The sequence below is a fragment of the Niallia endozanthoxylica genome, from assembly GCF_008710145.1.
In the GTDB taxonomy this organism is placed as follows: domain Bacteria; phylum Bacillota; class Bacilli; order Bacillales; family Cytobacillaceae; genus Bacillus_BD; species Bacillus_BD endozanthoxylica.
In genome coordinates this window covers 1-20,352 of sequence record NZ_VYKL01000064.1, presented here as the reverse complement: position 1 = coordinate 20,352, position 20,352 = coordinate 1, and the positions used below count along the sequence as shown (strand labels likewise).

18 protein-coding genes and 1 tRNA gene are annotated in these 20,352 nt (G+C 35.5%); 3 read left to right on the top strand and 16 right to left on the bottom strand.

Going from position 1 to position 20,352, the window contains the following annotated elements; all coding sequences use genetic code 11:
* Positions 1 to 8 precede the first annotated feature (8 nt).
* The 5 genes from F4V44_RS26070 to F4V44_RS28230 form a co-directional block, all read right to left on the bottom strand.
* Entirely contained in the window at positions 9 to 836 is an 828-nt protein-coding gene (locus tag F4V44_RS26070; RefSeq protein ID WP_150442896.1) for a sugar phosphate isomerase/epimerase family protein, read from the bottom strand.
* Positions 837 to 871: 35 nt separating this feature from the next.
* Complete coding sequence (iolG, locus tag F4V44_RS26065; protein WP_150442895.1) at positions 872 to 1,900, bottom strand: inositol 2-dehydrogenase; 1,029 nt, start codon at positions 1,898 to 1,900, stop codon at positions 872 to 874.
* A 40-nt stretch (positions 1,901 to 1,940) separates the two neighbouring features.
* A complete protein-coding gene (locus tag F4V44_RS26060; RefSeq protein ID WP_150442894.1) occupies positions 1,941 to 2,918 on the bottom strand; it encodes a sugar ABC transporter substrate-binding protein in 978 nt (325 codons plus the stop codon).
* Between the two features lie 537 nt (positions 2,919 to 3,455).
* Positions 3,456 to 4,472, bottom strand: coding sequence for a LacI family DNA-binding transcriptional regulator (locus F4V44_RS26055; protein ID WP_150442893.1), 1,017 nt, complete (start codon positions 4,470 to 4,472; stop codon positions 3,456 to 3,458).
* A gap of 235 nt (positions 4,473 to 4,707) precedes the next feature.
* Complete coding sequence (locus tag F4V44_RS28230; protein WP_263406690.1) at positions 4,708 to 4,836, bottom strand: hypothetical protein; 129 nt, start codon at positions 4,834 to 4,836, stop codon at positions 4,708 to 4,710.
* Positions 4,837 to 5,054: 218 nt separating this feature from the next.
* Between F4V44_RS28230 and F4V44_RS26050 the strand changes: the two genes are divergently transcribed.
* Positions 5,055 to 6,320, top strand: a complete 1,266-nt coding sequence (locus F4V44_RS26050) for a M48 family metallopeptidase (protein WP_150442892.1) — start codon at positions 5,055 to 5,057, stop codon at positions 6,318 to 6,320.
* A 98-nt stretch (positions 6,321 to 6,418) separates the two neighbouring features.
* Here the strand turns inward: F4V44_RS26050 and F4V44_RS26045 are convergent, their stop codons facing one another.
* The 8 genes from F4V44_RS26045 to F4V44_RS26015 form a co-directional block, all read right to left on the bottom strand.
* Positions 6,419 to 7,867, bottom strand: coding sequence for a L,D-transpeptidase family protein (locus F4V44_RS26045; protein ID WP_150442891.1), 1,449 nt, complete (start codon positions 7,865 to 7,867; stop codon positions 6,419 to 6,421).
* Positions 7,868 to 8,216: 349 nt separating this feature from the next.
* A complete protein-coding gene (locus F4V44_RS26040) occupies positions 8,217 to 8,477 on the bottom strand; it encodes a hypothetical protein (RefSeq protein ID WP_150442890.1) in 261 nt (86 codons plus the stop codon).
* Between the two features lie 62 nt (positions 8,478 to 8,539).
* Positions 8,540 to 8,665 (bottom strand): hypothetical protein, encoded by a 126-nt coding sequence (locus tag F4V44_RS28225; protein ID WP_263406689.1) that lies wholly within the window; start codon positions 8,663 to 8,665, stop codon positions 8,540 to 8,542.
* 187 nt (positions 8,666 to 8,852) lie between these two features.
* Positions 8,853 to 13,316 (bottom strand): coiled-coil domain-containing protein, encoded by a 4,464-nt coding sequence (locus tag F4V44_RS26035; RefSeq protein WP_150442889.1) that lies wholly within the window; start codon positions 13,314 to 13,316, stop codon positions 8,853 to 8,855.
* Positions 13,294 to 14,040: a DUF6063 family protein gene (locus tag F4V44_RS26030; protein WP_150442888.1), complete on the bottom strand. Its 747-nt coding sequence runs from the start codon at positions 14,038 to 14,040 to the stop codon at positions 13,294 to 13,296. The genes F4V44_RS26035 and F4V44_RS26030 overlap by 23 nt, the downstream gene beginning before the upstream one ends.
* A complete protein-coding gene (locus F4V44_RS26025) occupies positions 14,040 to 15,551 on the bottom strand; it encodes a hypothetical protein (RefSeq protein WP_223882040.1) in 1,512 nt (503 codons plus the stop codon). The genes F4V44_RS26030 and F4V44_RS26025 overlap by 1 nt, the downstream gene beginning before the upstream one ends.
* Positions 15,542 to 16,615 (bottom strand): Wadjet anti-phage system protein JetD domain-containing protein, encoded by a 1,074-nt coding sequence (locus tag F4V44_RS26020; RefSeq protein ID WP_150442886.1) that lies wholly within the window; start codon positions 16,613 to 16,615, stop codon positions 15,542 to 15,544. Before F4V44_RS26020 ends, F4V44_RS26025 begins: the two co-directional genes overlap by 10 nt.
* Positions 16,616 to 16,823: 208 nt before the next feature.
* A tRNA-Sec gene (locus F4V44_RS26015) sits at positions 16,824 to 16,920 on the bottom strand.
* 238 nt (positions 16,921 to 17,158) lie between these two features.
* Between F4V44_RS26015 and F4V44_RS26010 the strand changes: the two genes are divergently transcribed.
* Entirely contained in the window at positions 17,159 to 17,584 is a 426-nt protein-coding gene (locus F4V44_RS26010; protein ID WP_150442885.1) for a DUF2621 domain-containing protein, read from the top strand.
* Between the two features lie 41 nt (positions 17,585 to 17,625).
* Here F4V44_RS26010 and F4V44_RS26005 read toward each other — a convergent pair whose 3' ends face one another.
* The 3 genes from F4V44_RS26005 to F4V44_RS25995 all read right to left on the bottom strand — a co-directional run bounded on the left by F4V44_RS26005 (position 17,626) and on the right by F4V44_RS25995 (position 19,564).
* Entirely contained in the window at positions 17,626 to 18,117 is a 492-nt protein-coding gene (locus F4V44_RS26005; RefSeq protein ID WP_150442884.1) for a CcdC family protein, read from the bottom strand.
* A 214-nt stretch (positions 18,118 to 18,331) separates the two neighbouring features.
* Entirely contained in the window at positions 18,332 to 18,691 is a 360-nt protein-coding gene (locus F4V44_RS26000; protein ID WP_150442883.1) for a response regulator, read from the bottom strand.
* Between the two features lie 165 nt (positions 18,692 to 18,856).
* Positions 18,857 to 19,564 (bottom strand): cytochrome c biogenesis CcdA family protein, encoded by a 708-nt coding sequence (locus F4V44_RS25995; protein ID WP_150442882.1) that lies wholly within the window; start codon positions 19,562 to 19,564, stop codon positions 18,857 to 18,859.
* Positions 19,565 to 20,020: 456 nt separating this feature from the next.
* Between F4V44_RS25995 and F4V44_RS25990 the strand changes: the two genes are divergently transcribed.
* Positions 20,021 to 20,329 carry a hypothetical protein gene (locus F4V44_RS25990; RefSeq protein ID WP_150442881.1) on the top strand — a complete coding sequence of 103 codons (309 nt, stop codon included), beginning with the start codon at positions 20,021 to 20,023 and terminating at the stop codon, positions 20,327 to 20,329.
* Positions 20,330 to 20,352: the final 23 nt, after the last annotated feature.

Genomic DNA, 20,352 nt, shown 5'->3' with positions numbered 1-20,352 from the left:
GTAAAATATTATATTACTGATTTTGAAAACTCCATCACTTTTAATTTTTCCAAAGATGACTTGTAATAATCAATCACAACTTGTAGATAACTCTCACCTTTAACTGGTGTAAAAGGATTTGGACCTTCTGCTGTCATTTCCATGATAATCGGTCCTGTATAAGAGATTTCCTGTAATGCCTCAATCTGGTCTTTTATATTTGCATGGCCGTTTCCAACGGCTTGACGATTAGAGTCTGCCACATGATAAATTCCTAATTTCTTGCCGGCAATTCTTAATGCAGCTGCCGGATTGGATTCTTCTATATTCATATGATAGGCATCCAGTAAAACAAATAAATTTGGGCTGTTTACAGCTTCAATCAGTCTTAAAGCCTCTTCTGCTGTAACAATTTGATGATTTTCATATCGATTTAATACTTCGAATACCACTTCGATTTGTAAAGCTTCTGCTTTTTCCATGACGATTTTCGTACTGTCTAAAAGAAGTTCCCAATCCTTTACAGCATCCCCGCATCCAACAATTTTACCAACTTCACCATGCAAGCAGATTCTATTTGCCCCCAAATCCTTTGCCCAGCTTAATAGATTTAAAAAGTATTGTACGGCCTTTTGTCTGGTATCCTCATTTACACTGGAAATATCGACATTATCAGGTGTAACCGATAATACTTTTAATTCATACTTAGCCAATAAACTTGCCAATTCATGGGGATCCTGTTTGAGATCTCCCTGAACCTCAACGCCATCTACCCCAATTTCTTTTGCTAATTTGCATTTTTCTTCTAATGAAATATCGCCAAAGGTCCATATACATAAACCGTACTCTCTAGTCATTTGATTCCTCTCCTATTCATGATTTTATTTCATTTTTATCTAGAAACAGTATCCTTAATGAATTCACTGATTTTGACAGGCCTTTTCTCATCAAAAGATTTTTTAGCTGCATGAGCAATCAACTCAGCCTGCAGACCATCATTTCCGTTAACCGGCACTTCTTTATCACCTGCAACACTTTCAATAAATGCTTTTGTTTCCTCAATATAAGCTTCTTGATATCTTTCTAAGAAGAAGTATTTTGGTTTATCCGTGTATACACCGTCATCTGTCGTTAATTCTGCTGTATTAGGAAAATCATTTTTCACCGTTACACAGCCTTTAGACCCAAAGACTTCAACCCTTTGATCATAACCGTATACGGCCTTCCGACTATTATCAATAACGCCGATTGCACCATTCTTAAATTTCAAAGTGATAATAGCTGTATCAATATCCTCATGTTCAGCAAAGACAGGATCAACCAAAACCGCACCTTGAACATACACTTCCTCTACATCACTTCCAGATAAAAAGCGGGCGATATCAAAATCATGGATACTCATATCGATAAAGATTCCACCAGAAACCTTTATATAATCACTTGGTGGAGCTTCCGGATCTCTAGAAGTTATTTTGATAATATGTACATCCCCAATTTTATTCTCTTCTACCATTTCACGAACACGTTTGAAATTATGATCAAATCGTCGGTTAAAACCGATTTGCAACTTTACATCATATTTTTGCACTGCTTCAAGAGCCTGCTGGGTTTGCTCCAAATCAAAGTTAATAGGCTTTTCACAGAAAATATGTTTTCCTGCTTGAGCCGCTTTTGTAATAACAGGTACATGAGAATTAGTTGAGGAACAAACAAAAACCGCTTCTATTTCAGGATCACTTAATATTTCTTCAAAATCCCTGGTCACTTTTGGAATGCCTAAGCCTTCCGCCCACGGCTTGACCTTATCGGTAAAAATATCTGAAATCGCTTTAATTTCAACTTGTGGAATCCGTACTAAATTTTCAGCATGTAATTTCCCAATTCTTCCTGCACCAATAATACCAACCTTTACTTTTTTCATGCTTATTCTCCCCTTAGTTTTTTAGTAAAATGATTATCAATTATTCTTCTAAATATTTAGTAACTTGTGTAAGCAGTTCATCTACATTTTCCTTTGTAATAACATTAGCCCCTGTATCAATCCGTTTTTCGACCGACTCTCCATTAAGCTCTTTAACTGCTGCATCTACAGATAAATATCCAATTTTATAAGGGTCTTGGGCAACCTCGGCATCCAATCCTCCTGATTGAATAGACTTAAGCCCCTCTGAATTTCCATCAAATCCAACGACCATAACCTTGCTGTTTTTTGCTTCAGCTCCGCGTAACGCACCTAAAGCCATTTCCTCACTAGTCACAAAAACAGCTTTAACATCAGGATTTGATTGGAGGATGTTTTCCATCACATTCATTGCTTTTGATCGATCACTATCTGCCGGCTGCACGGTTTCAATTTTAATTCCAGCCTCTTTAAGCGCTTTCTCTGCTCCAGCTGTTCTGTCATCATGGGTTTTATCACCTAGTGCTCCGCGAATAATGGCAACTTTATCACCTTTTTTAAGCTTGCTAGCTATAAATTCACCGCCTTCTTGACCAGCTGCTAAATTTCCTGTTCCCACAAAACTTACTTTTTTTGGATAATCCGCATCGGTATCTGCGAAAACGACAGGGATATCACTTGCTTGTTGAAGGACATTTAATACGGCTGAAGGCTGGCTAGGTGCGATAACTAGAGCATCAGCACCGCTTGTAATCTGATCCTCGATTAAAGACACTTGTTTTTCTACTTCTGTTTCAGCATTCGGTCCTAATACTTCCACTGTAACTCCAGCTTCTTTACCTGCATCCATTGCCCCGCGTTGTACCAATTTCCAGTTTTCGCTATTTAAGGCTTTAAGAATAACAGAAACTTTCGTTTGTCCGCTCGAATCTTCCTCAGCAATTGCTGAGGATTGACTTGCTTCTGAATCACCGCAGCCACTCAGTAAAAGCCCTGCACCTAATATAGTTGTCATTAAAATTCCACTAATTTTTCTCATTACTTTTGCCCCCTAATAAAAAAATTAATTTTGTAATTAATTGTCCTGTATTATAGAAACAAACCCTAGTTATTAATTCATCTCAGCTTTTTCAACAATCCTACGGGAAAACTTATGTATTCATTTTCCTAATATTCAATTTCTCAGATGAAGCGTTATATATTAGGTAATCGGTTAATTTGAAATTTGAATTTAATTCTTATAACCTCCTTAAACCACATTAAATTAATCCATATAAGCCTTAGTTTTTTGTAATAGTTATAATAATTATTTAAATCACCGCCTAGAACATGTTTTTAATCAGTTAAATTTTAGGTAACCGATTACCCTATGAGATGAGTTTATACCATTTTCATAGCGTTTTCAATAGATAATTAATAAAATATTTTAATTTTCAGTATATATTTTGTATTCTTTCATTATAGAATCTTAGAGAAGGCTTCAGTAAATTTAAATCTCTCAAATATTAATTTAAATGAAAAAAGAAGATGACTTCAATTTAGCTATTTTTTTAGTCATCTTCTTTTAGATAAATTCCTATTCAATTGTTTTATTCTCTACCTGCTTAGTGGTTTGACGTATCACAAGTTCCGGCAGCAAAACAACCCGATGCGTGGTTCTGCTAGTCCCATTAATTTGTTCTGTTAATAAATCCACAACATGATGTCCGATATCTCGAAGCGGCTGCTGTACCGTTGTTAAGGAAGGAATGACAATCGTTGATAAATCTGTATTGTCAAATCCAATCACAGAAAGATCGTCAGGAATCTCTAAGCCACGTTCACGTGCTGCTTGCATAGCACCAATCGCTAACAAATCATTGCATCCAAAAATAGCGCTTATCCCTTTCTCTTTATCAAGCAGAATTTCTGCATAATGTTTTGCAAATTCTCTTGTGGGCTTATCACATATCATGATTAAATCTTCAACTGGCTGTATTCCTGTATCAAGCAGCGCCTGTCTGTATCCTTTTATTCGTTCTTCACTGCTTCTATCTCCCTCAGCAATCAAACCAATTTTTCTATGCCCAAGCGATAGTAAATATTCTGTAACTTGATAACCACCTAAATAATCATCAACCGTTACGCTGTCAATTGGTAGCGTAGGTAGATCTTTTGCAATAATGGCAAGGGGAAACTTTTCTTTTATTAATTTTTTTAAAAGTGTAATATTCTTAAATCTAGCCGCAACAATGATTCCATCCACTTGTTTTTGCTTCAGAAGCGAAATATAATTCTGTTCCTTTTCCGGATTGGCATCAGTATTACACATAATGACACTAAACCCTAGTTCCTGTCCACGTTCTTCTATATATTTAGCATACTCGGCAAAGATGGGATTCGAAAGGTCTGGAATTAATAAACCAATAGTATAAGTACTCTTCCCTTTAAGTGCAGAAGCTATCATACTTGGCTGGTATTGTAATCCCTCCATTACTTCTAAAACTTTCTGTCTCGTTTTTTCGCTGATGGAACCTTTATTATTAATGATTTTGGAAACAGTAGCTGTTGAAACACCCGCTTTTTTAGCTACATCGTAAATGGTTATTTTCATTTTATAATCACTCTCAATATCAAAAGAATTTTTAACATAATAATATTATGATTGTTTTCATTTCCTTTAAAGGTAATCGGTTTCTTTGTTTTCCATTATATCTTTATTTGCTATAAGATTGCAAAATAAAAAAGCTGCTGAATAGTTTCAGCAACTCCTAAATATACTTTACTAACGATATTTAACTTTTTTAATTATTTGCCTAAATATAAAGATGTTTCATTAATTTACATAATTAAAATTCCCGAGTCTGTTCTAACAACTGATCAATCTCAAACTTCTTCAATGTAATGCTATTATTTTCTAAAGAAAGATCCAATGTAGTTTCCAGTAGTTTATCAATGTCAATTTGACTATTTGCCATTATCTAACCTCCGAATTACCTTCTACTATACCATTCGAATACTTACTAAGTTTTTTGGGGGTAGATATAAAATAATGATAATAAATAATTATTTATGGATTCATTATCTAATTATACCATTATTTTACTATTATGTAAATTTATGTATATTTGTAGATTCTAAAGGTTTATAATAAAAGCGAAAAGTCAGAAATTAATTAAACATTAGGAGGTGTAATATGAAACTCAAGCGGTTTTATATAGGGTTTATTATTTTTTATTTGATTTATGCAGCCGTCATAAGCCTGTACTTATTTAATTTAAAACCTGGTTACGTACCTGATTTATATAAAGGTACCGTTGCTGATCCAACCACTTTTATGACAATGGAACAAATAATTGAAGCACACCACTTAGACCTGATCTATTATTTCACGTTTTTTCTACAGACACCTTTGGATTTTCTGCTCCTGATTCTGCTCATGGCCTTTTCTAAAAGATTAAGAGACAAGACAAAAACAATATTTAAAAAGTCGTTTTGGCAAATTGGCTTTTATTACCTTATTTTTAGTATGTTAATTACCTTACTATATTTGCCATTGGAGTTATTCTTCTACTATTTAAATCATAAATATGGTTTATCTGACCAAAGTCTCCTCTCAGTCGCTAGGGATTTAGGAATATCGTTTACATTAGATATTGTGCTGGTTGTTCCATTATTGTGGCTATTTTACTGGGTCGTTAAGAAATTCCCTAAGAAATGGTGGTTGATTACCTGGGGTGCCTCTATTCCGCTAACCATCATTGCGATGTTTCTCATTCCAGTCCTAATTATGCCCCTATACAATGAATATAAGCCACTCGATAATAAAGAATTGAAAGCAGAGATTCAGGAACTTGCCGATGAGGCTGGAATTCCAGATGCAAAGATTCTAGAAATGAATATGTCTAAACAAACGAACACAATCAACGCCTTTGTAACAGGCATTGGAAGTAATATGCAAATTGTTATCGGTGACACAGCCATAAAGGAAATGACTACGGAAGAAATTAAATTTGTAATGGCTCATGAAATTGGCCACTACAAATTAAAACATATCTATGTAGGTTTGGCAGTCAGCTTGCTCATCACATTCTTTGTCATTTTTGGAGGATATCTTCTCTATAATTTCCTGATTAAAAGGTTTGGACATCTATGGGGAGTCGAGGGACAGCACGATCTTGCAGCCTTGCCGCTATTGCTTTTAACTATTAGCTTGATTTCTTTTATTATTTCACCAATTAGTAATTTTCAAATTCGATATCAAGAAAATGCCGCTGATGAATATGCAATAGAAATGACACAAAATAAAGAAGCTGCTGTCTCTGCATTCCAAACCTTAACGAAAAATATTAAGTCAACCGGTTATGAACCAACACCGATACACTTTTTTCTCGGAACACATCCGAGGATAACAGAAAGAATTGATTTTATGGCTGAATATGACTTAGACCAGGAGCGGTGAAAAAACGTCAATAAAAAATCAGGAAATCACCAGACGGTTTCCTGATTTTTTATTATCCTTACGCATGATAGATTAATGTGTAACTAGGTTTCCAGTTCTTAATATACAACAACTGGATCGTATACATCGAGATTATCATATAAGTTTTTCATCACACTAGGTGAAACATTAACGCAGCCAGCCGATCCATCCGTAAGATAAGCATTACTAGACCAGTTTGTCCTCCATCCAGCATCGTGAAATCCTTGTCCAGGGTTCGTAAAAGGAACCCAATAATCTACTTTAACGGCATAACCTGAAGTACTTCCAATTCGCTGGCCTTCTAGCACATATGGTGATCGTTTATAAAGCACGTACCATACTCCTTTTGACGTATCCTCTCCACTACTGCGATTTCCCGTTACAACATTCGTAGAAAAAACTAATTTGCCATCTTTGTATATCCACATCCGCTGTTCATCAAGAGATACTTCTGCATACGTATCACCAATTCCATTATTCGACAAAGTTTCATACCCGTAACCTTCATTATTCCAGCCATTTCCATAAATATTTGAAGCAGAAACCGATTTCTCTCCATTCTCAAAGGCTTCCTTAACCAAGGCGGTTTCTTTTTCCACATCTAATGCCCACCCATAACCTTGACCTTTTACCGATATGGTGGAACCAGAATGGGTATTAAATGTGAAGTCTTTACCCAATGTGGATTGAGAATGATTGATTTCTGTAATTTTATTTTTAATACCTTCTTCATCAATCTCAAACTTCAAGTCTTTTGTAACAGTTGCATTTTTAATTACATCGCTACCTTTTAATGAATAAACCTTGTCTTGTACCTGATAATTAACCGTATGCTCTAGAAGGGACTGCAGCACTTTCTCTTCATTTTTTATTACTTCGCTATTTTCTTTAATGGGCGCTAAGTACACAGGATCAATATGAATTACACTAGCATATTCCTTTTTTTTCAATTCCTTTAATAGACTAGCTATATCATACTGTTCCCCTTCAACGCTCTTAGAAATAACTACTTTTCCATTTTCTAAATGAACCGCCGCATCTTGTGGAGCTTTTAAACTGTTATTCATATTTACTAGTTTTTCTTCCACTTGTTTGATCATCTCTGGACTGCGCTGAAGATTTGGGTTGCCTGGCGCCAATGAATAGCCTTTTCCTTTCGAAGAGGGGAAAAAATTCTGCTTGGTTTTTAATAGCTCTTCAACAGTTCCTAAATCATCATCCGTAAATCCCAGATTTGTATCTTTGCCGTCAAATACTTTTTGTTTGCCAATATAGACTTCATTTTTTAAAACGGATGTTTTTAATTTACCAAGCGCTTCATCAGCAGTCATCCCACCAACTTCTATCCCATTAATCGTTGTCTGTGCATGAAAATGATTTGCCTGATAATAGCTAATTGCCCCAAAGATAAGTCCGATAATAAGAACGATAATAGTTGTAATCCACTTCCAGTTTTTAAACCATTGGGTGGATTTTACTTGTTGTCTATTATGGTCTACAAGTAATTCCTTTGCATTATTTTCCATTCATCATTCCCCCTCTTGCATAAAATCCGACTAGCAATGGCATTATTCTTTTATGCATTTGTCAATTTACTAGTATTTTACTAGAGTTTACAGTTAATTTGTGTCAGATTTTGTATATAAATTAATTTTTATATATTTATTTGTTGTTTTTAAGGGAATCCGAGTAGAATGGACAAAATAAAAAGAGTTTAGAAAGCTAAAAAGTACCTGTAGTTAGGACACCTAAAAAAGAGTGTTTTATCTACAGATACCATTTTATATCCCCGTTTTTTTATTTGTCACATATTAGCAATTCATTGGTACTTGTCCATTAATATTGAATCTAGAAGTATATGAGATAGATTATCTATTAAGATACATCAATCTCTTCTCCGTAAAAAGTAATTGGTCCAATTACCATTGCAGCTGAATCTCCTGCAGTCCCTAATCTCGCTGTCAGGTGATAGGTATTGTTTCCTGCTGTTTCATCAACATGAACGACCGATGTTACTGCAAGATTATCAAATGTCAGACGAAGATTTGAACCAACATTTGATGCTTGGGCGCTATCTGTTGCTCGATAAATAGGGTTCCCTACTCCTACAGGCCCACGCCAAATCTCAAAAATCACATCAACTTTTAAAATATCTTGATTATTTTGGTTATTAATTGCCTGCCAGCCAACATTCGCCTTTAGATTGAATGGATTGTAATAGATGCAATTTGCTGCAGCAATTGATTCAGGACAATAACAGTACCCCCTGTTATATTATTTGGCAATACAAAGTATTCAAATTGTTCTAACCGTTCATTTGACATAGTTCTCCCTCCTTTCTAATATATCTAATGCACAACAAAGCTATTTGATAGAACTAATAGTTATCGTCTTTTTTCTTATTTTTAGTAATAAATCCATTTCCAACTGTTTTCTCAACTCATTATTAACCTAATTAAAAAATCTCACTTCCATATAGAAAGTGAGATTTTTTTCTCCTCGACTTTATCCCTATAGAACAACCTCCTCCCCCTGGTAAATCCGAAAGGCTGGCACAATCGTATCCGAAACAATTTCTTTACCTTTTTCTCGAATAAAGTCCAATTTATAATAGGCAGCAAATCGTTGGCTGATTTCCGTTTTCACTAATTCAGGGGGAGTAACGACAATGAATTGAAACTTCAGTTTCTCGGCTACTGCGAATATTGGGTCAAGGACATGCGCCGATGCAGCTTGTCCAAATGGATTATCACATACTAAAGGCACCCAGCTTTGGTCTGTTTCACTTTTTACTGATAATAACATCATCATCACAACCATTCGAGCTGAAAGCTTTTGCCCGCCGCTGCCATCAGATTTCGTCTTAGAACCTTGATTAATCGTCTGCCAGGTTGAATAATGCTCTCTTTGCGGTTTCCCATACATAAACGCATTATCCGTTCGCATATTATAGACGAGCAGCTCAGGATAGCGATTTCGAAGGGATACAAATAAGATTTGCTCATCACTAATAAGCTGTTTTATTTCATCATCTAAAGCTCGATTATTGTCATCAATTCGATCAAATTGACTCGTAATTTTGTTGATAGAAGCAATAAAATGCTGCTTCAAGAGCGACTCGACATCTTCTGCTTTTTTAGGCAGGATGTCTTCTTTAAGCTGGACAAGCGGAAAGGTGCCTCGCTCATTTTTTAACTTCATTTTCGTAATCATAGAACGAATCGCCTCTGAAATGCTCATGACTTTCATACTGGCACGGCTTGCCCAGAAGTTTTGCGCTTTTTCTGCCCTTTCTTTGTCACGTTCTAATTGTTCCAAGCCGCTTTGTGAGAAACGCTTCATATTTCTAACAATGCTTTGAATATGAGTATAATGTCTTGTATCCATATGATCCAGGGTTGTTAATACTTCATTTTTAAAGCGAATCTCCCAGTCTTTTCCCTCTATCGTAAGCTTTAAATTCCTTAATGATTGATCGATTTTCGCATGCTTTTCTTTACCTTCTTCTTGAATCGCTTGATGTTTTTCACACCAGGATAGAATACAGGATTTGCCTTGAGACTTGATTTTTTCTATATCTTCTTCAGTAAACGGTGATGATTCTTCCTTTAGAATAACAGATAAGGTTAATTGATCCCCCTCATAACCTGTAATATTGTCGGCTGTTTCTTTTTGGAGCTTTTCCGCTTGCTTTATTTCCGCTTTCGTTATTTTTGTTTGATCTTTTATTTCTACTTCCTTTACTTCTAAATCAAGATTTTCCCATTCTTCAGGCTGTTTTTCATGCTTTGCTATCTTTTTGCCAGACTTGTCACGCTGCTCAGCAGCATGTTTTAAGGATGTTTCAGCTACTGTTACCGCTGTTCCTTGTTCACGTTCTTCTTTTTCCGCAGCCTTTACATCCTTTTGAGAAGTTTGCAGAAGATTTTCTAATATTGGCATCGGTTCATCCGGCTCTAGATGGTTCTTCCAATCTTTGTTATGCGTATTTAGTTTTTTCTCCAATTTCTTTTGCTGTTTTTGTTCTGATTCTTTCGTTGCTTGTATAACTAGTAATTCTCTTGCTTGTTCTTCTTTTGATTTCTGCAATTGTTTTAACTCTTCAATACTTCCATTTAACTCTTCTAATAGATGTATTGATAAGCGTGGAACCTCTTCGTTTATCTCTGATTTTTCATCGGATGGAAAAACGGCTGTTTCAATAAAAAAGGCAATCTCCTTTATATTTTGTTCCATCGAAACCTTCCATTCTAAATACGTTTGATTCCACTTGCTTTGCAAATCAACAATCGTTTGATGCTCTTTTCCTATTTCCTGCTGTGCTATGCTTACAGCTTCCTTTTGGTTCTCTTTCTCTAGTTTTACCCTTTTATTTTCTTGATAAAAAGACTTATCACGCTCATAATTGGTTAATGTTTCTATATCTTTTGTTAGCTTTTCTATCTTATGCTTTGTCTTCTCTAGCTGTTCATTTAACTGGATCTGCCATTCCTTTTCCTTTACTTCTTGAGTTGTGATTTCCTGTAATTTTTCTTTATTAAAAAGAAGGGTACTTTGTTCTTGATGGATGGTTTTTTCAATATCACTGGAAAGATTGCCCGATAGTAACCGATCAATCTCTTTTAAAATACGACGTAAGGATGTTTCTGTTTTTTCCAGTTCAGTCAATGTTTCTTTTGTTTCCTCTATTTGTTTAGTAATCTTTATTTTCCAATCTATGAATTGATTTTTATCCGTTAACAGTCCTTTCTCTATTCCATTAATCAAAACAAAGGACGACTGATGCTTATCTTTGTTCATATCCTCACGCAAATAAATCGGAACAGGACTTTTAAACATTCTTCCGGAAAGGACCTGTTGGTTTATTTTTTGCCATTGATGCTGACTGACGACTAATCCATATGGTAGAAGTGGATTCGTCAATAATACGTTCTCCATTTCCTCTGCACTTAAAGATTGAAGAAATTGAGTTCCATAAAACACATCGATTCCAGTCTTTTCATCAATCCATTCCTTTAATTCTTTTACATCATTATTAGCAATCCAAAAATGCTCATCATTTAAGGAATAGTCTAGTTGTATTTCCCAAAGTTCCTTTTTAATTTCCTCGACTTGTTCATTATTTTTGACTAATATGTCTTCAATTTGGATTGCATATTTTGAAAGAAGCGCATGAGTTAACAATCCTGTTACATCATCTAATACCCCATGAAGCCTATTTACTAGTCTTGCTTCTTTTTGCTTCTGTTCTTCATTTGCTGATAGTAATCTTTCATAATTATTTTCAGAGAATTGAATCGATTGGATAATCGTTCCATTTGAAGCGGCCAATTGATTTAACGTTTTATTTGACTTCTTTATTTTGTCCTGCAGCTCTTCTATTAAGAGTTTTTTCTCCTCCATTTGTTTAGAAAGGCTAAGCTTACAGCCATTTAAATCATAGGTTATACGGTCGCCAAACTCCTTAATAAAGACTTCTTCCTTAGCTTCAAAATGTTGCATTTGCGTATATAAAAAATCAATTTCAGTAGAAGCTTGAGCAATCTCCTTTGTCCTCTGTTTATCCTGCTGAGACAACTCTGTTATTTGTGCCTTTAGGAACTTTTGATATCCTAAATAATTCACAACTGCTTTCTGTATTGAATGATAAGATTGCTCCCATTTCGTGCTTGCTGTTTTTTTGATTTCTTCCATTCTTTGATTCACTTGCTCTAGGCCGCTATTTTGTTCCAATGTTGCAATCTGCTGTGCTAACGAGCGAATGGTTTGCTCGTTTTCATACCACTCCTTCAATAATACTTGAAAGGCTAGCTGGTCTTTTTGTTCCTGTTTTTCCTTTACAATTGCTTCTAAAGAAGTATGCTTATTCTTCTCTTCCTCTAACTTCTTCTCCCAATCCAGCACTTCTCTATGCGCTTTTGCATATTCCAGATTGTCTTTTTGATAGCGCAACTCTGCTTGCTTTAACGTTAAATTTTTAACGTCTTCCTCTAAAGTAAGCAGCGTTTCCTCTTCCGATCTCTTTAAATGCTCTAAAGCACCAAGCAGCTGCCTCCCTTCCTTTATACTTCTCTGAACAATTTCTTGTTGCTCTATACCTTTAGCTACGTGCTCTTCAAAAGGATAAATGTCTTCTAAAAACTCTTTATGTGCCTGCTCTCTTTTTAAAAGAATAGGCAAATCCTTTGCAATACTTGCCTGACTTTTGAAAATTTCGACAAGGTCATTCTTTTGTTGTTCGGTTCGATGAAGGACTTGGCTAACAGTGGGAATAATTCGTTTTTGGAACAAGGAATGATCATCTTCAGCTCCTTCAAAATATTTCCCAACTCCTCCTTCATCCTTGTTAATCTCCTTCATAATATCCCAATCTTTACGGTTAATACCGTATGTATCAAGAATTCGATAATGCTTCTTTATATCGCGGTAAACATCATATCCATTCCATTTCAAATAGTCTTTCAAGCCTTCGGTTTCAGCAACCTCATCATTTTCATACAGGGGAATATGCCCAAGCGCGGCCTCTTCTTTCCGTTCAAATTCTCTCGTGTAAAAAGTAATAACAGGGAGAATTTTCGCTTCCTGTTCCAAGGTTTTACTTTCATGTCCACTTTCTTCACTCATCGAAATCCGCTGTTCAGCTGAGAACATACCGCCAGTTACTAAGTGCCTGTGGTCAGCACCGTCCAATTCCCACTGAATCACAACATGGAAGGTATAAGGAATAAATTGCTCTTTATGATTAAAGAAAAACTGTTGATAATAACGATTGTTTTGTTTTCCCCATGATGTTCCAGGCTTAAGAATTTGGAAGATGGTTTGCAGGAACACACCTTTCCCACCCCCATTCATCATGGCAATAAGTCCATTAGTTGACGTCTCATCATTATGAAAATTAAAAGTGGTATCCTTATATTGCTTTTGCATGCCATCATACTTCAGGCCGACAATTCTAATTCGATGGATCTTCGGCATGCTTATCCCCCTCTACAGTCATCAAATTTTTAAACATCTCGTAACGGTCGTAATCGTGATACAGGTATTCAATACGCTCAAAAAGCTCTTGTTTTGGAATGGCCTTTGGTATCTCATCCAGGTCAAGAATGACGATCAGACCCTCAGTCTCCAATAAACGCATAGCACTGGCAATTAAACCAATTCTAGTTCGTCTATTGGCCTTCTTAACTCCATACTCCTCCGTATCAATCTCCATGTATTTCCAAGTTATTACAACATCCTTCATATCAATTCGTTCTTCTTCTCCGAAGGAAGGTTTCGCTTTTAGAATAGAATCCCAATTCATTATCAAATCATTTACTTGTCGTTCTAATGCATAGTAGCTGATTCCTTCACGCTTCATACGTATTTTTGCCGCTTGGTTTTGATCAATTGCTGCTAAAAATGACATAATTACAATACTGATGAGATGAAAATGTTTTTTCGTTTCAATTTGTTTGTGCTTTTCTTTCAAATGAGTAAAATTCGTAGCAAAGACAGAGCCTGTTGGTTGGACTACTAATTGGATCCGTTTAGGAGATTCGATGATATATGTACCGGATTCATCTGCTAATAACAGGACCGTCTGTCTTACTTCCGGGTCAAAATATATCTGGAAGTGTTCACTATTCTCATCAATGACTTTATCTTTTAATAATGAAAAATAGACAGCCGATGCTTTTTTGATTGTTTCTGTATCCATTATTTTTCCTCCTGTACACATATTTTAAATGGAGTTATTTTCATTCGAGACATTCGGAAAGGTTCCGCTTTAGGGTCAAATTTTGTATAAATTTTTAAACCTTCAAACATTTGAAATTGCGGGTATTCTTTCATAAGTTTAAATAGAAGGATCTCTCTCTCATCACTTAATGTTTCTTCCTTCCGTTGCAGTACTTGAACCTTTAACGGCTTTTTATCAAACATCATCCATAAATCTATGGTTTCGGATTCTTCAAACCATAAATCCTGTATTTCTAGTGGCAGATCCTGTAGTTCTATTAATGAAAACTCTCCATATGTTTGTAAATATTGAAAAACATAACTCCATGCCTTTATGACAGATTCCCAGTTTGTCACACGCATATGGGTCGTTTTATCTTCTTCCACTTTCTCTTCTACAGCCTCTGTTAGTTGCTTTTCATTAAATTCCTGTTCACCCCAAATCCAGTCTAAGGGCAGAATAAATTCATTTTTCGGTGAAAATATAGGAGAAAGTATACGTTCTATCATATCAAATCGTTGAACGCCTTCCTTCATCAGCCAATTTTCATAAAAATGTTCCCGAAATGAAACAAGGCTCATTTCCCAAAACAATGAAGGATTTTCGGCTTTTAATTTCATCTCATATGAGATATTTTGAATAACAAGCTTAGCAAAACGATCATGCAATTGCCTTGTATGACCAATTTTTTCTTGAAGAAGAATCAATTCTTTCTGAATGGCATCATCTTCTTCATTTCTTCTTTTTGTTTTTTCTATCATGCTAGTAATCGTACGGAAGTGGTTTTTTTCTTCTTCAAATTGCTTTTCTATTTCATCACGATTATTAACCCTTTGCCATTCTGCTTCCATTAATAAAACTTTAGGATTGTTAATCATTTCCTTTTGGAAAGTAAATTCCTTTGCCATTAAGCGGTTTACTCGTGATATGAGGTTATCGAGGTTTCGAGTGGCTTTTCTAAAATTACCGTTTTTAATTAGCTGCAAACTGTAGAGTTGTTCAATGGTTATGGAAAATTCCTCCGCCATCTCCCTGCTCATGAAAATCATTTCCTGGGCGACATCTGTCAATTTATAGACAATAGAACCCCCTAGTTCTAAATTTGTATATAATTCATCCATTGTTACATACCTGAAGACTTGAGTCTCCCAGGATTGTCTAATTTCATCAAAATACAAAGCTTCAAACGGTTTACTATACTCTTCTTTTCCTTGATACAGAAGTCCGCTTGTAATACGTTCAATTTGTTTATCATCCGCTAAAAGCCTCATTTGTTTAATTGAATCTTCTATCATATACCGAATATCTGATTTTCGTCTATGGTCATCATCATTTAATTCTCGATAGAAGATCGTGAGTAGTACTTGCATGAGAATGGTTTGGAGATACGGCTTCAACTCTCCAACCTCCATTCCCCTCCCAAGCTCAAACAGTGGATTTAACCGTTGCATGCGCTGGGCAAATCCTTCCCATGATTCGTTCACACCCATCTCCTCCATGTTTCAATCGTTAAAACTTCCTGTGGGATCCGCTTATTCTCCTGCCATAACTGCTGTAATAGTTCCTGTTCCTCTTCTGTAAACCATTGGAAAAATAAATCACGGAATTTTTGGTTTTGATTTTGGCCAATTTTCTGGTCATTTTTCTGCTCGAAGCATTCAAGCATTTTGCGATAAATTTTTAACGCTGGCTGAATACAGCAATCTGGATATTTTTCAATCAAGCGAATGAGAATCCCGTAACCTTCTGCATCTAAGTCTCCTGCGTAATAGAATAGGTAATTTTTATGCGGAAACATTCGAAAGAAAAAAGAAAAGCTTCTTTCTATTTTTGTTCCTTCGCCATAAATAATAAGTTCTGGATCATAATCGAGCTGATTAGTCTCCAATAATTGGATAGAAGTATGAAAGAATGATAGATTCTCGACAATCAATACTCTTTGAATGTCCTTCATTTCTTTGCCCTGTTTCAGCCAAAAGACAAAAGGCTCACCATAATTCACCATTTTAAGCTGGTCCTCTGCTATACCAATACGAGTTAAAAAGCCTTTTCCTTCTGGAAAGATCTCACCGTCTACCAAGAACTTTTCATGACCAAACAGTTCAAGGCTTCTTTCTTCACATGACACGATTTCCCTATTCTGACTAGACTTAAGAAATGCATATAAATTCTCAATTCTCTTCCATTCCTGATTTGTTTGCCATTCAGGATGCCGTTCATAATAAGAAAAATCAAATAAATCACCTAATTTCATCATCTCAAGGCGATTCCATCTTGCTTCTTGTGCCTTTATATTAACCCAGTAAAATAAGCTAAGTGCCGGTGTTTTACCGTTGAATTGTTTATTTAAAATTGGGATAAGCTGTCCTTCCTCTTGCAATGTTTCAACTGTACGAAAAAACAACGAATAGCCGTCGATTTCAAAATAGTCATCTAACAGTCTCCTCAACTGCAGTTCTAAGTCGTTTATATTTATTTTCTTTTTTTGTTTAGGATGTTGAATATCGGCAATAAAACCTCTCACCCTTGTTTCAATGACGTCGATTATACTCACCTGCTTACATCTTTATAGGGTCATAATGATAGACCCTTTTGGCTTATAAGGCCATCCTTTTATTATAGACTAGATATGTTATGTTTGGATAATGAATTTTCCCAATAAAAGCTGCTAACAGTAAGGAATAAATAAAAACCGCACAAGTGAACAATCACTGTGCGGTTTTTTTATATGTAATAAATATTAGTAAAAATATCATAAATTTTGGCGGGACCCCCTGGGAATCGAACCCAGCTGACCTGGCACGCAGGTCACAGATGGTTTTGAAGACCACGGGGGACACCAGTGCCCCATTGAGCCCCATTACTGTTTTAGTATACTAAAAAAACAATGATTTCACAATACGTATATATTGACAATCCCATGTATAAAGTCTGAATTTTATAGATTAAAAACTATAAATAGTTGGATGATATCTAAATTCCATCATCTTCATTTCCCTACGTCTACCTTAGATTATCTAGTTAGCTTTCTTTCTTGTCTGAAAATAAGAAAAATTATATAATATAGAATGATAGAATATTGATGTGGGTGAAAAATATGTTAGATGGTTGGTTTCTATGGTTTATCCTATTTTGGGTTGTCATTTTAATCGGTTCTTTTGCAATTGGCGGCTTCTTTATGTTCCGAAAATTTTTGAAAAAGATGCCTAAAGAAGATGGCAAATCGGATATGGACTGGGAAGAATATTATGTTAATAACACCATTCATCTATGGAATCAAGAGGAAAAAGATTTGCTTGCTGATTTAGTTTCCCCTGTTCCTGAGCTGTTTCGAGATGTAGCCAAACATAAAATTGCAGGAAAGATTGGAGAACTTGCTTTAGAAGAAAAAGCAGATAAAATTGATCAAGATTTAGTGATTAGAGGATATATTATGGCCACACCAAAGCGAGATCATAAATTTCTGCTAAAGAAATTAGAGGAAAAACAAATTGAGCTAACACCTTATAACCATTTATTTTAGGCATATAAAAAAGGCATCAAATTTGATGCCTTTTTTATATTTTATATCGACTTGTTTGTAGTAAGTGTATGATTTAACTCCCTCTTTAGCTTTTGGTAACTAGCATACATGGCCGCACGCCATGGCACAATCATACTAAATGCTAGTAAGAAAAACATTCCGCTTAGTTCACCGAAATCAATGGTCGAACTAAGAATAATCTTCGCGGCAAGACGGATGACAAAGATTCCTAATAAAATAAACATAAAGGCACGCGAACGTTTTAAATAAATGTTCTGATTTTTAATTTCAAATTTCGTTGTCTTAATCAGAAGAATGGAAAACAATATCCCAATCACAATGGATTCAATTATTTCCATTGAAGTTAGACGAAATTCTGGAACAACATACATCAATGCACCGGTACTCATAAAGAGCGGCGGCAATAATATTTTTTTTACTGTGGCAGGCTTCTTTGCTGATTTCATTCTGACGAACATAGCAAAAATAGCCATACCTACTGCTCCTACTGAAGATACTAGGACCAAATCCATATATTATTTCATTCCTTTTTACTGAAATCAAATACATTAATATTATATCAACCATGAAACCATTTTGTCACATTCATAGCAGTAATTAAATGACAAGTTTATAATATCATAGCCAAAAAGAAAAAAATGTGATTTAAATCTATATTTACAATTAAACGATATCGAAAAGGAAAAAAACTGGCAACTAAAAACAGCTTCCAGCTTTTCCATTTCCTTATTTAAGAATCCTTTCAACTGCTTCTAAAACACGCGATGCGTCGAAGGGCTTTACAATAAAGTCCTTCGCCCCAGACTCAATAGCCTCTACCACCATTTTTTGTTGTCCCATAGCAGAGCACATAACTACTTTTGCATTTGGAAATTCCCTTTTTATTTCTTTAACAGCTTCAATACCAGTAACTTCAGGCATTGTAATATCTAAAGTGACTAAATCCGGCTGCAGCTCACGATACAAGCGAATCGCGTCTCTTCCATTTTCGCCTTCTCCTACAATCTCATGTCCAGCCTTTGTAAGTATAGTAGATAAAGTCATTCTCATAAATTTTGCATCATCAACAATTAAAATTCTAGCCAAAACTCTTTCCTCCTCGTTAACAAACAAAGAACTGTATAGAAAAGTCATTGAACTCATTATGCTACTAATAACTATAATGGAACTTTTCATGATTTACAATTCATGAATAAATCTTTTCATAGGAATGATTATGATTTTAAAAGACCTTGAAAGTATCATAATTTATTAAAATCCGGTAAATCCGCCAAAAAGAGCTGATAAGAGCGATATGATAACCGTCATCCAATCGAAAAATAAGAATATTCCCATTACAATCATCAACCAACCGCCGATTTTCATAATCTTTAAATTATTCTTTCGTATCCAGCCCATTTTTCCAATGAAGAAGGAAAGGATGAAAAAAGGAATAGCAAAACCTAAAGTATATGCCATCATATATAACATTCCTGATTCAGGATTCGTACCAGCCAATAAAATAACCGACATCAGAATAGGTCCTGTACAAGGAGTCCATCCTGCTGCAAAAGCCATCCCAATTAAGATTGAGCCAATAAATCCTGACGGACGATTTTTAAATTCAAAACGACGATCCTTCATCATAAACTCCGGCTTAAAAATACCCACAATCATTAAACCAAATGCGACGATAAAAATAGCGCCGATTTGCCGGATTAGATCTTGATAATTCATAAAGAAACTGCCAACGAATGATGTACCGAAACCAATTGCAATAAAAATAATGGAAAAACCAATTAAGAAAAAAAGTGTATGCAGCATGCTCCGCCTTTGCAGCATCCCATTGTCGCTTTTCAGTTCTCCCACTGACATCCCAGTAATATAGGAAAGAAACGCAGGGTAAAGTGGAAGACAGCACGGTGAAATAAAGCTTAAAAAACCCGCCCCCATTGCTATAAAAACATTTAAATCTGACATGATTATGTCCCCCATTCGTCAATCCATATTCATTCTACCAAAGGTTGACTTAAAATGATAATGATTGAATTGCGAACATTTTGTTGCAAGATTATATAAGTAATAAATCGTAACGATTGTCCATTGATGATACCTCTAGATTCATAATCTTATATAAAACTATTGTGCAGCATTTGTTTGAACATTGCCACCATCTTATAACCTCAATTTTTAAAAGAAATAGACAAAATCCCCTATGCAAGAACCGTTAATAACTCTAATCGAGTACTCCTTATCAATAGTATCACTAAGGACAATAGCTTGTATTTTTAGTTTTTGGACAATCATCCAATCCGAACCGCACCTATCATAATAACCTGATTACAAAGGAGCTTGGCCATTCACAAAACAAGTGCTTATCTATTTGTCTTGTGAATGGCCAAAGCACCTAAATAATTTAAAAGGAGTTCGATATCTTTGGATCCAAAAGAGTTGGAAAGAATGAAGGAAGAAAGGCAGAGAAGACATGAAGAGGCACAGAACCATTCTCATGATTCCGTTTCTGTGCAACAAGTACCGGCAAATGCATTTGAACTTGCCGCAGCAATGCTTTCTCCGGAAGCCTTAGGTTGTTTAGTTGATGCTTCGTTAACCTCAGATAATCCTAATCAAGCGGCGGTGTGGTCAACGCCTCTACAAGACTTCCCGACTGAGGGTAATTCCTTTGCTGTGCTTAGTAACGGAGACGCAACTCAAATAGCAGCAGGACTTACCCACTTGTTGTAAATTAATGGTATTTTAGTACTTTT

Coding starts and splice junctions, on each gene's coding strand:
- F4V44_RS26055 (WP_150442893.1), bottom strand. CDS start 4,472: ATGAAAATAACCATTTACGATGTAGCTAAAAAAGCGGGTGTTTCAACA.
- F4V44_RS26005 (WP_150442884.1), bottom strand. CDS start 18,117: ATGGATTTGGTCCTAGTATCTTCAGTAGGAGCAGTAGGTATGGCTATT.
- F4V44_RS25995 (WP_150442882.1), bottom strand. CDS start 19,564: ATGTCAGATTTAAATGTTTTTATAGCAATGGGGGCGGGTTTTTTAAGC.
- F4V44_RS28225 (WP_263406689.1), bottom strand. CDS start 8,665: ATGTCAAATGAACGGTTAGAACAATTTGAATACTTTGTATTGCCAAAT.
- F4V44_RS26030 (WP_150442888.1), bottom strand. CDS start 14,040: ATGGATACAGAAACAATCAAAAAAGCATCGGCTGTCTATTTTTCATTA.
- iolG (WP_150442895.1), bottom strand. CDS start 1,900: ATGAAAAAAGTAAAGGTTGGTATTATTGGTGCAGGAAGAATTGGGAAA.
- F4V44_RS26050 (WP_150442892.1), top strand. CDS start 5,055: ATGAAACTCAAGCGGTTTTATATAGGGTTTATTATTTTTTATTTGATT.
- F4V44_RS26060 (WP_150442894.1), bottom strand. CDS start 2,918: ATGAGAAAAATTAGTGGAATTTTAATGACAACTATATTAGGTGCAGGG.
- F4V44_RS26035 (WP_150442889.1), bottom strand. CDS start 13,316: ATGCCGAAGATCCATCGAATTAGAATTGTCGGCCTGAAGTATGATGGC.
- F4V44_RS26070 (WP_150442896.1), bottom strand. CDS start 836: ATGACTAGAGAGTACGGTTTATGTATATGGACCTTTGGCGATATTTCA.
- F4V44_RS26010 (WP_150442885.1), top strand. CDS start 17,159: ATGTTAGATGGTTGGTTTCTATGGTTTATCCTATTTTGGGTTGTCATT.
- F4V44_RS26025 (WP_223882040.1), bottom strand. CDS start 15,551: ATGGGTGTGAACGAATCATGGGAAGGATTTGCCCAGCGCATGCAACGG.
- F4V44_RS28230 (WP_263406690.1), bottom strand. CDS start 4,836: ATGGCAAATAGTCAAATTGACATTGATAAACTACTGGAAACTACATTG.
- F4V44_RS26045 (WP_150442891.1), bottom strand. CDS start 7,867: ATGGAAAATAATGCAAAGGAATTACTTGTAGACCATAATAGACAACAA.